This window comes from Roseovarius sp. MBR-154, assembly GCF_053628595.1.
Map to the genome: position 1 here is coordinate 661,125 of NZ_JBRJGR010000001.1, position 12,061 is coordinate 673,185.

14 protein-coding genes and 1 tRNA gene are annotated in these 12,061 nt (G+C 65.5%); 7 read left to right on the forward strand and 8 right to left on the reverse strand.

Features of this window, described 5'->3' with window-relative positions:
* Positions 1 to 52 precede the first annotated feature (52 nt).
* The 3 genes from ACSSV4_RS03135 (at position 53) to ACSSV4_RS03145 (ending at position 1,227) form a co-directional block, all read left to right on the forward strand.
* Positions 53 to 652 (forward strand): helix-turn-helix domain-containing protein, encoded by a 600-nt coding sequence (locus tag ACSSV4_RS03135; protein ID WP_454273350.1) that lies wholly within the window; start codon positions 53 to 55, stop codon positions 650 to 652.
* An 85-nt stretch (positions 653 to 737) separates the two neighbouring features.
* A complete protein-coding gene (locus tag ACSSV4_RS03140; RefSeq protein WP_454273351.1) occupies positions 738 to 941 on the forward strand; it encodes a helix-turn-helix domain-containing protein in 204 nt (67 codons plus the stop codon).
* Positions 942 to 945: 4 nt separating this feature from the next.
* Positions 946 to 1,227 carry a hypothetical protein gene (locus tag ACSSV4_RS03145; protein ID WP_454273352.1) on the forward strand — a complete coding sequence of 94 codons (282 nt, stop codon included), beginning with the start codon at positions 946 to 948 and terminating at the stop codon, positions 1,225 to 1,227.
* Positions 1,228 to 1,296: 69 nt separating this feature from the next.
* On the opposite strand, the gene ACSSV4_RS03150 is transcribed toward ACSSV4_RS03145, so the two are convergent.
* From ACSSV4_RS03150 to ACSSV4_RS03175, 6 genes are all read right to left on the reverse strand, one after another.
* A complete protein-coding gene (locus ACSSV4_RS03150) occupies positions 1,297 to 2,196 on the reverse strand; it encodes a hypothetical protein (protein ID WP_454273354.1) in 900 nt (299 codons plus the stop codon).
* 53 nt (positions 2,197 to 2,249) lie between these two features.
* Positions 2,250 to 2,498 (reverse strand): DUF6471 domain-containing protein, encoded by a 249-nt coding sequence (locus ACSSV4_RS03155; protein WP_454273355.1) that lies wholly within the window; start codon positions 2,496 to 2,498, stop codon positions 2,250 to 2,252.
* On the reverse strand, positions 2,389 to 3,693 hold the full coding sequence (locus ACSSV4_RS03160) for an integrase (protein ID WP_454273356.1): 1,305 nt from the start codon (positions 3,691 to 3,693) through the stop codon (positions 2,389 to 2,391). The genes ACSSV4_RS03155 and ACSSV4_RS03160 overlap by 110 nt, the downstream gene beginning before the upstream one ends.
* Entirely contained in the window at positions 3,690 to 4,082 is a 393-nt protein-coding gene (locus ACSSV4_RS03165) for a hypothetical protein (RefSeq protein ID WP_454273357.1), read from the reverse strand. The genes ACSSV4_RS03160 and ACSSV4_RS03165 overlap by 4 nt, the downstream gene beginning before the upstream one ends.
* Positions 4,083 to 4,230: 148 nt before the next feature.
* Positions 4,231 to 4,305: transfer RNA gene (locus tag ACSSV4_RS03170), tRNA-Gln, on the reverse strand.
* Positions 4,306 to 4,389: 84 nt separating this feature from the next.
* Positions 4,390 to 4,890, reverse strand: a complete 501-nt coding sequence (locus ACSSV4_RS03175) for an SH3 domain-containing protein (protein WP_454273359.1) — start codon at positions 4,888 to 4,890, stop codon at positions 4,390 to 4,392.
* A 103-nt stretch (positions 4,891 to 4,993) separates the two neighbouring features.
* Here ACSSV4_RS03175 and ACSSV4_RS03180 point away from each other — a divergent pair, with 103 nt between their 5' ends.
* Genes ACSSV4_RS03180 through ggt form a run of 3 tightly spaced genes read left to right on the forward strand, consistent with a single transcriptional unit; the run spans position 4,994 to position 8,890 of the window.
* Complete coding sequence (locus tag ACSSV4_RS03180) at positions 4,994 to 5,980, forward strand: 2-hydroxyacid dehydrogenase (RefSeq protein WP_454273361.1); 987 nt, start codon at positions 4,994 to 4,996, stop codon at positions 5,978 to 5,980.
* Between the two features lie 7 nt (positions 5,981 to 5,987).
* A complete protein-coding gene (locus ACSSV4_RS03185) occupies positions 5,988 to 7,100 on the forward strand; it encodes a THUMP domain-containing class I SAM-dependent RNA methyltransferase (RefSeq protein WP_454273362.1) in 1,113 nt (370 codons plus the stop codon).
* A 14-nt stretch (positions 7,101 to 7,114) separates the two neighbouring features.
* Positions 7,115 to 8,890: a gamma-glutamyltransferase gene (ggt, locus tag ACSSV4_RS03190; protein WP_454273364.1), complete on the forward strand. Its 1,776-nt coding sequence runs from the start codon at positions 7,115 to 7,117 to the stop codon at positions 8,888 to 8,890.
* Between the two features lie 70 nt (positions 8,891 to 8,960).
* Here the strand turns inward: ggt and cueR are convergent, their stop codons facing one another.
* Both cueR and ACSSV4_RS03200 read right to left on the reverse strand, forming a co-directional pair.
* Entirely contained in the window at positions 8,961 to 9,347 is a 387-nt protein-coding gene (gene cueR, locus ACSSV4_RS03195) for a Cu(I)-responsive transcriptional regulator (RefSeq protein ID WP_454273365.1), read from the reverse strand.
* Positions 9,344 to 11,803, reverse strand: a complete 2,460-nt coding sequence (locus ACSSV4_RS03200; RefSeq protein WP_454273366.1) for a heavy metal translocating P-type ATPase — start codon at positions 11,801 to 11,803, stop codon at positions 9,344 to 9,346. Before ACSSV4_RS03200 ends, cueR begins: the two co-directional genes overlap by 4 nt.
* A gap of 73 nt (positions 11,804 to 11,876) precedes the next feature.
* Here ACSSV4_RS03200 and ACSSV4_RS03205 point away from each other — a divergent pair.
* Positions 11,877 to 12,061: hypothetical protein (locus tag ACSSV4_RS03205; RefSeq protein WP_454273368.1), on the forward strand; the 185-nt coding region annotated here is incomplete at its 3' end.

Genomic DNA, 12,061 nt, shown 5'->3' on the forward strand with positions numbered 1-12,061 from the left:
ATTTATTTCCACATTGTGGAACATGTAATTTCACAACGGAAAGGCCAGACCGATGGATGACCGCTCACCCTTGGCGCTCCGGCTTGGGATGCTCATGCACCGGGCCGGGCTGAAAGCCTCGAATCTCAGCCGCGATTCGGGGCTCAGTGTGAACCACACCGCCCGGATCGTCAGCGGCGAGACGCGCAATCCCAGTCCCGACAGTCTCGCCGCCCTGGCCCGCGCGCTGGGCGTGCCGCTCGCGGCACTGCGCGATGGGGGGTATCCCGGTGCAGATATCGAGGCGCAGCCCTGCGCCCTTTCTGCGTTGGCCGAATACCTGCCCGCAGCCGTGCGCGGGACTTTCGAGTGGCGCGGCGCGGATGCGCATCTTGCGGCGGCACGGCTGATCGAGCCGGTGCCGTTGATCGGCGGGCGCGCGGGCGATCTGGCGCTGATCGCAAAGGGTGAGGTGCCCATCGCGGGTGATCTCGTGGCCATCGAAAAGGCCCCCGATCTGGTGGGGTTTCGCCTGCTATCCCCGCCTCACTTGTTGGCCATGACGCGCGATGGGCGGCCCTGGTCCGAGGTGATGGGGCACGCGAATCAGCCCATCGGAAAGCTGGCTGGGCTGTATAGGATTTTTCCAAAATTTGAACAATCATTTCCATAGCGGAACATTTTTGATCACCATGAAATAGTGACAAGCGAAATGGCGCATTGCATAATGCCGGGGAAAGTCAGCCTGGAGTTGTGTGATGACCAATTTTCAAGTGACCACCGAAAAGCCCCTCGCCCACACCCTCGAACAGGCGGAACGGCGCTATCTCGAGAAGCTGATGACCGAGGTGGGCGGCTCGAAATATGCCGCCGCTCAGCGCGCGGGTATCAGCTATAACCGCCTCGTGCGCCGCCTTGATTTCCACCAGATCAAGCCGACATTCGTGGCCCGCGGCCGCTGACTCCGTGACCGCCCGCCCCGAGCCCAGCCCGGCGGATATCCGCGCCGCCCATATCCGCGCCGCCGAAATGGTGGAGCTGCTGGGCGAGCCCGCTCTGCCGATCTTCCTGCGTCTCGAATCGGAAGTGGCGCGGCTCGACGCGCAGGAGGGCGCGCTGGCCCGGGCGCGGGCGGTGGCGCGAGGGTGCGGGCGTCCTAGCGGCGCGAGCTCAGCCCGCGCGCCAAGCCCTGCGCACCCAGCCTTACCGGACCGCGCGCAACATCTTCGGAAAACGCAACACCGGTGAGATGCCCTTTATTCCGGGAAGATGGATATGCACATCCCAAACATTCTCTTTGCGGCGCTCACGGTCATGTTAATTGGCAATGGCGTTTCTGCGCTTGACCACGTTGAGTCCCTCCTCGGGGATGGCGCGCCCGTCCATTGTAAACGGGTGGCCAAGGCCGACCCCATCAGCATCTCGAACATAGATGTCGAAGAGCGTGGCTGTGCTATGCCAATCGTTATCGGTTTCTGTCCTGTAGACAGCAACAATGCAGGCACATGGCATGATACCCCCAAGGAACGGCTTTACGCGACATGGGTCGACTTTCAGCGCTTCCGCCCGCGCTTTGCGGAATGTCTCTTCAGGCAGGATAAGGCCGGCCCGCTCGTAGTCGGTCTCGACCCGATTGATCAGCTTAAGCCGCAATCCTTCGATTTCTGCTTCATCATGGTGAGAAAACTCCTGGAACAGAAAAACGTCTGCAAGCACGTCAACCGCCAAACTCCTGCCGATGTTGGTGATTTGCAGTTCCATGCCAAAAGGGAGGCTGTCTCGCGCTGCCAGAAGACCATTGGGAATTTTCAGCTCACACGCAAGCCACGCTCTATTTTCCATATCCCCGATCTTTCTTGCATCGATTGCCATTCTTTGAGTGGCAGTCAGAGTTTCTCTTGTAAGGCTAACAGTACGCCACACGAAGAAAATGCCAACAGCAGTAAGCAAAAGAGCCAAGAAAGAGGCGATGGCCATGCTCAGGGCCCAGATAGACATATCCTGTTGGGCTTTCAGGTCTTTGTAGGAACTCTTTTCTTCCTGGTCGGCTGCTATCTCTTCTTCAATACACTGGATCGCGGCGTCAAAAGATCCTCTTACGAGGCAATTGGCAATGCGGGTTTCGCGTTCGGCATTATTTTGTGTGGTTATGCTCTCGCGGTCTCGGGCATATTCATCATGCTTTAGAGTGACGTGGAACGCGCCGTAACCCAGCATCGCGAGAAGAGCTATTCCAAATACAAGTGCCGTGATCCAATCCCGATTAGACATTACAACAGGAACGCCGCACTAAACTTCCCTCTGGTTAGCTTGTTGCGAACGTTCGCTTCCTTCTCGCTGATTCCAATGTTGCTCAGCCTTTCAACAAGTTGGGCGTAAGTCACCCCCTTCGTAAACAAATGACGAAACTCACAACGCAATCTTCGCCAGCGCCGCCGCCCGCCCTGCCAGCGCACCCCCTGACCCGTAGAGAGGGCGCGGGTAGCGGTGGCCCAGGATATCGGCGCGCACCCGGTCATCCACCCCAGCCGCCAGCAGGGCATCCTCCACATAGTGGCGCAGGCTGTAGGCCACATGCGCGGGCGTTTCGCGCAGCCCGTGCTCGCCCAGATACTTGTTGACCGTGGCCGACCACGCCGCCGCCTTGTGCCGGTAGCGCCCGGCCCCGCCCGCCTCGCGCAACCGCCGCGCCGCCTCGAGCGACACGCCCAGCAGCGGCACGTCGCGCCGCGTGTGGCGCACTTTCAATTCGCGACCGTGCGGGGCCACGCGCAGAAACGGGATGTTCACCCCCACCTCGATATCCTCGGGCGGCGCGTCGGTGATCTCCGAGGGGCGCAGGCCTGTGTTGATCATCACCAGCAGCACGTCGCGCGCGGTGGCATTCAGCCCTGAGAGCGCGCCGGGGGCCAGCAGCCGCCCCGCCACCCAGTCGCGCGAAAAGGCGGGTCGCTGCACCGCGTCATTGCCCTCGAGTCGCAGTCCCTTGAACGGGTTGTCGATCTCGGTGCTGGTGAGTCGCGCCCAGGTGCCGAGGATCTCGGCCAGATGCCCGATATCCTTGTTCGCGCTCTCCACCTTCATGCCGCCCGCCACCCGCTCCGACCACCAGGCGCGAAAGCGCAGCGCCATCGCGCGGTCGATCTCGCCCACCGGCATCGGGGTGCCGCCGCCGCAGACGGTCACGAAGTTCTCCACCGCGCGGCGGCGCGGCAATTCCCAGCGGTGGCGCTGCGTGTCGGATTTCTGCGTGTGGCGGCTGCGGGTGAGATCGATGTAATCGGTGAACACCTCGCGCAGATCGGGCAGGACGGGCGGCACCGTGCCCAGCACCGCCGCCGCGACCGGTGCGGGGCTCCCGGGTTCGAGCGCCGAGAGCCGAGCCACCAGCTCGGCCAGATCGTCGCGCGCGAGATCGGGGGCGGCGCGATAGGCAAAGCCGCGTGCCTCGGCGATGCGCCGGGCCGCCTCGTAATGCGCGCGCGCGGCCCCCATCTCGCCCGCCAGCAGCGCCTCCCACTGCGCCAACCGCTCGGCCTCTACCTTTGCCGCCTTGCGCAGCGCCTCGGCCCGGCTGTCCGTATGCAGCGCCTGGCGCACTTGGCTCACCGGGTGGCCATCCGCACCGCGCACCACCCCTTGATAACGGGCGGGCACCCGCTTCACCCAATACCACCGGCCCCGGTCGCAGGTGATGCCCATGACGCGGCTCAACGGGGCGCGAGCATGCGCTGCCCGTCATGCCGGATCGTGAGATACCAATCCCAGCCATCGAAGGGCGGCGACATGATGAGATCGAGCGCGGCGGCGCGCGACCCGGCGGTGGTCAGCGCAGGGCCGGGCTCTTGTGCGCCCGGCCCGTAGACCACCGCCCAGGTCGTGGCCCCGTCACTGTGCATCACATTCGCCAACGCGGCCTCGGCCGCGCCCCGGTCGAGCGGCTCGCCAGCGCGAAACGCCATCACCCGGAATCGCTCATCATCCTTGAAATAGCCCGTCCGCTCGAGGCCCGGGCCGTCGCCCGATGGTGACCCGGTAATGAACAGGAGCGCCGCAAGCCCCACCAGAACCGCCACCGCCGCCGCCAAGATCCTTTTCGCCATCACAACCTCCCGCGCGAAATTACCCACCAGATTGGCGGTGTTGCGGGAAATGTTGCGGGATTTCAGTGACCGATCAAGCGCCGATTTCGGAAAAAACCCGTTTCCAGTTGGGCTTTAACGGAATTTCCGCCGAGGTGGTCAAGGTCACTGGCTGGGGTGGTAGGATTCGAACCTACGGTACACGGTACCAAAAACCGCTGCCTTACCACTTGGCTACACCCCAACGTGCCGCGCTAATTACTCTGGAGCCTCGCGCGGTTCAAGAGCGGAAAGCAAAAAATATGCGGCTTTCGTGGGGCGGGCTGGATCAGTCCAGCGTTTCCTCCGCTTCGATCCCCCAAAGTGCCGATTTCGGGGCCCAGCCGTCATAGCCTTGCGCGGAGATCTCGCACCAGTCCGGGCCGCATTCGGAGAGCCGCGTTATCACCCCCTGTTCCAACCGTGCCACCACCATCGCACCGGGTTCGGGCCGGGCGAGCATTTCGAGCATTTCGGCCTCGACGATGGCCGTGCGCACGCCCGACAGAAGCGTGTAATGCATCCAGCCGCCCGCGCCGTCGCGATCCTGAACGCGCCGCCAATGGCCGTATTCGGCGGTGATCATCAGCGGCATGTCGCGGCGCTTGAACACCCAGTCGATCCGGTGGGTCAGGCTGGGGCCGCGCCGCACATTGGCCTCGGAGGCCTTCATCGACACGTAGCGCGGAAGGGGCAGGTTGGTCACCGGGCCGCGATCCGCGGCCCCGGCAAAGAACGGCCAGAGCACCAGCGCAAGCGCCGTCAAGCCACCTGATTTCATCACTGCCATTCGATTTCTGCCCGTCAAACTGCAAGCGGGTTCTTGTGCCTCGCTCTTTCCTGCGCCACTCTGGCAGCAACGCGCAAGAAATGAAAGCTTGAGGAGGCGTTTCATGCCATCTGCCCGCCTGAGTGTTGTCGTGACGCGACGCCTGCCCGAGCCGGTCGAAACGCGGATGCGCGAATTGTTCGATGTGGCGCTGCGTGAGGATGACGCGCCGATGAGCCGCGAAGAGCTTGCCCGCGCCATGCGCGAGGCCGATGTGATCGTGCCGACGCTCTCGGACCGGATTGATGCGGGGCTGATCGCGCAGGCGAGCGACCGGCTGAAGCTGATCGCCAATTACGGCGCGGGTGTCGATCATATCGACGTCAACACCGCGCGTCAGCACGGTATTCTTGTGTCGAACACGCCCGGTGTGCTGACCGATGACACCGCCGACATGACCATGGCGCTGATCCTGAGCGTGACCCGCCGCCTGCCCGAGGGGTTGGCGCGGATGCAGTCGGGAGACTGGCAGGGCTGGTCGCCGACGGCCCTTCTGGGTGGCCGTGTGGCCGGGCGGCGTCTGGGCATACTTGGCATGGGCCGGATCGGGCAGGCGGTGGCGCGGCGTGCGGCGGCCTTTGGCATGCAGGTGCATTACCACAACCGTCGTCGCTTGCGCCCCGAGATCGAGCGGGCACTGGAGGCCACCTACTGGGAAAGCCTCGATCAGATGGTGGCACGGATGGATGTGCTGAGCATCAACTGCCCGCACACGCCCTCGACCTTTCACCTGATGAACGCGCGGCGGCTGAAGTTGATGAAGCCCGATGCGGTGATCGTGAATACCTCGCGCGGCGAGGTGATCGACGAGAACGCGCTCACGCGGATGCTGCGCGCCGGAGAGATCGCGGGCGCGGGCCTCGATGTCTATGAGCACGGGACCGAAATCAACCCGCGCCTGCGTGAGCTCAAGAACGTGGTGCTCTTGCCGCATATGGGATCGGCCACGGTCGAGGGCCGGATCGAGATGGGCGAGAAGGTGATCATCAATATCAAGACCTTTGACGACGGGCATCGCCCGCCCGATCAGGTCGTGCCGGCGATGTTGTGATTCTGCATTGAGCCACGCGGACCCTTTCGAGATATTCCTCGCCGCCCCGCCGGGGCATGAAACCGCCCTTGCCGAAGAGGCGCGCGAGGCCGGGTTTGGCCCCGTTACCGTTCTGCCCGGCGGGGTCAGTTTCATGGGCATATGGCCCGATGTCTGGCGCGCCAATCTGGAGTTGCGCGGGGCCGGGCGGGTGCTGGCGCGGATCGGGTCGTTTCGGGCGTTTCACCTTGCCCAACTCGACAAGCGGGCGCGCAAATTCGACTGGGCCGCGCATCTGCGCGCCGATGTGCCGGTGCGGGTCGAGGTGACCTGCCGCAAGTCGAAGATCTACCACGCGGGGGCGGCAACGCAGCGGATCGTGGGCGCGCTGACCGATGTGTTGGGGGGCGAGGTGCGCGAGGATGCGGCGCTGCGCCTGATGGCGCGGATCGAGGATGATCTGGTGACGTTCAGCCTTGATACCTCCGGCGAGCCTTTGCATCGGCGCGGTTCCAAGGAGGCCGTGGGCAAGGCCCCGATGCGCGAGACGCTGGCGGCGCTTTTCCTGCGGCAATGCAGGTATGATGGATCGGAGCCGGTGCTTGATCCGATGTGCGGCTCGGGCACCTTTCCGATCGAGGCCGCCGAGATCGCGACGGGGCTGATGCCCGGGCGGGCGCGGCGTTTCGCTTTCGAGGATCTGGCGGGGTTCGATGCGCAGGCATGGGCGGCGATGCGGCATGGCCCCGCGCCGCGCGAGACGCCGCTGCGATTCTACGGTTGTGACCGCGACGCGGGTGCGGTGCGCATGGCGAGCGAGAATGCCGTCCGCGCCGGGGTGGGGGAGATCACGCAATTTGTCTGCCAGCCGATTTCGGCCCTGACCCGGCCCGAAGGCCCGCCGGGTCTGGTGATGATCAACCCGCCTTATGGCGCGCGGATCGGCAATCGCAAGCTGCTTTTTGGTCTCTATGCAAGCCTTGGCGAAGTGTTGCGGCGCGAGATGCGTGGCTGGCGCGTGGGGCTGGTGACCAGCGATGGGGGCCTCGCGAAATCCACCGGGTTGCCGTTCTTGCCAGCCGGGCCGCCGGTGGCGCATGGTGGGCTCAAGGTGACGCTCTGGCGCACCGATCCGCTATAGGGAGGGTTTGGCACATGCGCGCGCTGTTTCTGGCGTTTCTGGCCTTGGGGATCGGTCTGTGCATTCCGGTTCACGCGCAGCAGGCGGCGGATACCGTCGCGCCGGAAGGGGCAGGGGCAGGGGCCTTGCAGGTACCCGGCCTGCTGGCGGGCGCGCAGGCGTCCAAGGATGCGGGCCGCCCGGTCGAGGCGGAAACCTGGATGATCGCAGCGGCGCATCCGCTGGCGGTCGAGGCGGGTGCGAAGGTGCTGCGCGCGGGCGGCACGGCGGCGGATGCGATGGTGGCGGTGCAGGCGGTGCTGGGGCTGGTGGAGCCGCAAAGCTCGGGACTGGGGGGTGGTGCGTTCCTTGTCTGGCATGATGGGGCGAGCGGCGAGATCACCACGCTTGACGGGCGCGAAACTGCGCCGCTGGAGGCCACGCCAACCCTTTTTCAGGATGAGACGGGCCAGCCGCTGGAGTTTTTCGACGCGGTTGTGGGCGGGCGCTCAGTGGGTACGCCGGGCACGCCCGCGTTGTTGAAGGCGGCGCATGAGAGGTGGGGGCGGGCCGCTTGGCCGGGGCTGTTCGAAGATGCGATCCGGCTGGCCGAGGACGGGTTTCCGGTCAGCCCGCGCCTGGCCGCGCTGGTGGCGGGCGATGCAGAGCGGCTTGCACGGTTCCCGGCAACGCGCGCCTATTTCCTGCCGGGTGGCGAGCCGCTCGCCGTGGGGGACCGGTTGCGCAACCCGGCCTATGCCGACACGTTGCGTACCCTCGCGGAGCATGGTCCACGCGCCTTTTATACAGGCGAGATCGCGGCGGATATTGTGGCCACGGTGCAGGGCGCGCCGGGCAATCCGGGGGTGCTGAGTGAAACCGATCTGGCGATCTACCGAGTGAAAGAGCGGCCCGCGCTCTGCGTGCCCTATCGCGTCTATGAGGTCTGCGGGATGGGACCGCCCTCGTCCGGCGCGTCGACCGTCGGGCAGATCCTCGGGCTGCTCTCGCCGTTTGATCTGGCCGGGCTCGGCCCCGACGATCCGGAGGCGTGGCGGCTGATTGGCGATGCCAGCCGTCTGGCCTTTGCCGACCGGGGGCGCTACCTCGCCGATAGCGATTTCGTGCCGGTGCCGCTCAAGGGGCTGCTGGCCCCGGATTACCTGAGATCGCGCTCGGAGTTGTTGCGGGGGGACGATGCCCTGCCAGAGGTCGCGCCGGGCAGGCCGGAATTCGACCACGCGCTTAACCTGGCCGACGACCAATCCATCGAGCTGCCGTCGACCTCGCAAATCTCGATTGTCGATGGCTATGGCAATGCGCTCAGCATGACCACGACCATCGAGAACGGCTTCGGTTCGCGGCTCATGGCGCGGGGGTTCCTTCTCAACAACGAACTGACGGATTTCTCCTTTGCCAGCCATGACGAGGGCCGTCCGATTGCCAACCGGGTGGAGCCAGGCAAGCGCCCGCGCTCGTCCATGGCGCCCACGATCCTGCGCCGCGATGGTGCGCCGGTGCTGGTTCTGGGCAGTCCGGGGGGAAGCATGATCATCGGCTATGTGGCCAAGACGATCATCGCCTGGGCGGATTGGGGGATGGATGTGCAGGAGGCCGTGGCCCTGCCGCATCTGGTCAATCGCTTCGGGGCCTATGATCTGGAAGAGCCGCGTCTTGCCGCGCCGCTGCGAGAAATGGGCTACGAGGTGACGGTGCGCGATCTGACCTCCGGCTTGCATGCGATCGAGATCGGCGAGACCCTGCAGGGCGGGGCCGATCCCCGCCGCGAGGGGCTCGCCTATGGCGAGTGACGCTTTTTGAGTATTTTCACCAAGAAGAAACCCACTCCGGTGGGCCATCTGTCGATGGCGGCCTCCGGTTTCAGCCTTTGGCGAGATCGCTGAGGATCGGGCAATCGGGCCGGTTGTCGCCGGCGCATTCCCGAACCAGATATTGCAAGGTGGCCTGCATGGATTGCAGCTGTGCGATCTTGTCCTCGATCTGGTTCAGATGGTCCTGCGCCACCTGCTTGACATCGGCGCTCGCGCGGTCCTGATCCTCATAGAGGGCCAGAAGCGTGCGGCAATCCTCGATGGAAAAGCCGAGCGTGCGGGCGCGGCCGAGAAAGGCCAGCTTGTGGACATCGCTGTCACGGAACACGCGATAGCCGTTCTCGCTGCGCAGCGGGCGGATCAGGCCGATCTCCTCGTAATAGCGGATCGTCTTGGGCGGCAGGCCGGTGTCGCGGGCCACGTCGGAAATGTTCATGCGCTACCCTCCATCGCAGGGCGCACTCCGCGCAGGCGCAGCGCGTTCGACAGGACAAAGACCGAGGAGAGCGCCATCGCCCCCGCCGCCAGCATCGGCGAGAGCATGAGCCCTGTCACCGGGTAGAGCAGCCCCGCCGCCACCGGAATGAGCGCCGTGTTGTAGGCAAAAGCCCAGAAGAGGTTTTGCCGGATGTTGCGCAGGGTGCGGTGCGACAGGTCGAGCGCGTTGACCACCCCGGCCAGATCGCCGGACATCAGCACCACATCCGCCGATTCGATGGCGACATCGGTGCCGGTGCCCACGGCGATGCCGATATCGGCCTGTGCAAGGGCCGGTGCGTCATTGATCCCGTCGCCGACAAAGGCGGTGACACCGAAGCGGTCCTGCAGGCGGCGCACCGCATCGACCTTGCCTTCGGGCAGCACCTCGGCCTCGACATGGTCGATGCCAAGCTCTTGGGCGATGGCCTGCGCCGTCGCACTGCTGTCGCCGGTGATCATCGCGGTCCTGAGGCCGCGCGCATGCAGCGCCTCGATGACCGCCCGGCTGGAGGGTTTGGCCGCATCGGCGATGCCCAGAACGGCAGCGTGCTGCCCGTCGATGGCGACGTGAATCGCGGTTTGGCCTTTCCCGGCCAGATCCTCGGCCGCGGTCTCAAGCGCGCCGATTTCGATCCCCTCGCGGATCATCAGTCGGGCCGCGCCGATCAGCAGGCTATGGCCGTCGACCTCGGCTTCGATCCCGTGACCGGCGATGGCCTTGAAGCTCTGGACCTTGGGCAGGTCCAGCTCCTGCCGCGTCGCCGCATCTTCCATGGCGCGCGCGATGGGATGCTCGGATTTGCCCTGCGCCGCCGCCGCAAGCCGCAGCACCGTCGCCTCGTCCCAGGTATCACTCACCGTGATCTGTGTCACGGCGGGCTTGCCTTGGGTGAGCGTGCCGGTCTTGTCGAAGGCCACGACGTGCGCCTCATCGAGCCGTTGCAGGGCCTCGCCCTTGCGAAAGAGCACGCCAATCTCGGCGGCGCGCCCGGTGCCCACCATGATCGAGGTGGGGGTGGCGAGCCCCATCGCGCAGGGGCAGGCGATGAGCAGCACCGAAACCCCGGCGACCAACGCATGCGTGAGGGCCGGGGCGGGGCCGACCATCAGCCAGACCGCCACCGTCACCAGTGCCACCGCGATGACGATCGGCACGAAGACGCGCACCACCCGGTCGGCCAGCGCCTGCACCGGCAGTTTCGCGCCCTGCGCCTCTTCGACCATGGCGACGATCCGCGCCAGCACCGTGTCCCTACCCACGGCAGTGGCGCGAAGGCTGAGCGCGCCATCGCCGTTGATGGTGCCGCCCACGACCATGTCGCCGGGGCCCTTGGCCACCGGGGCGGGCTCTCCGGTGATCATCGATTCGTCGATATAGGAGCTGCCCTCGGTCACCTCGCCGTCGATGGCCACCTGTTCGCCGGGGCGCAGGTGGAGGAGATCGCCGACCGCGACCTCCTCGATGGCAAGATCACGGACCTCGCCGTTGCGCTCGACCCGCGCGGTCCTGGGTTGCAACCCGATCAGGCGCTGAATCGCGGCCCCGGTGCGCCCCTTGGCCCGCGCCTCGAGCCAGCGGCCCGTCAGGATCAGCGTGACGATCACCGCCGCGGCCTCGAAATAGACCGCACGGGTGCCCTCGGGCAGCAACGCGGGCGCGAAGAGCGCGACGGTGGAATAGGCCCAGGCGGCGCTTGCGCCGAGGGCCACGAGGCTGTTCATGTCCGGCGCGCCCTTGAGCAGCGCAGGCATGCCCAACCGATAGAATTGCCGCCCCGGCCAGATGAGCACAGCCGTGGTCAGCACGAATTGCACCAACCAGGATGCGCCCATGCCAATGGTCCCGGCGATCAGCCCATGCAGGCCGGGGATGACATGGCTGCCCATTTCCAGCACGAACACCGGCAGCGTCAGAAGACCTGCAACCCAGACCTGCCTGCGGGCTTGGTCGATCTCGGCAGCGCGCCGGACGACCTGATCCTCGCCTTCGTCATCCTGCACCCGTGCGGGATAGCCCGCCTCGGTCAGCCTATGCGCCAGATCCGCGGCATCGGTACCGCCGGGTAGGAAGCGGACCTGCGCGGTCTCATTGGCCAGATTGGCGCGAGCCTCGAGCACGGCAGGCAGGGCTTTGAGAGCGGCCTCGACCCGGTTGATACAGGAGGCACAACTCATGCCCGAGACGCTCAGGGTCACGCTTTCCTCGCGCGCCGGGTAATTGGCGGCCTCGAGGGCCTCGGCCACGTCGCTGGCCTGCGCCCCCTGCACCACCATGCTTGCCTGACCACTGGCAAAATTGACCGAAACATCGTGGAGCCCGGGCAGCGCGCCGAGCGCGCGTTCGGCCCGCCCGGCACAAGCCGCACAGTTCATCCCCTGAACCTCGATTCTCAATGTGGCGTCGCCGGGCATGGCCTCTCCTTCCGTGTTTTCCTGTAAAATAGTCCTTCCAGTCACTGGAGGGTCAAGGGCTGCGACGAGATGCTTGAGCGAAAACGAAGCTTTTCGAGGAAAAATCCGGCGGGATGAAGAAAATTGCAGTTTTGTGAAAAAAACCTCTTGCGACTCTCCGGGGCTAACCGTAAAAGCCCCTTCACCGGCGGCGCTGAGGCGCGGTTGGGGCGCGGAACGGACTGGGGCGGATGTCTTGGGAGGGGAAGCGGAAGAAAA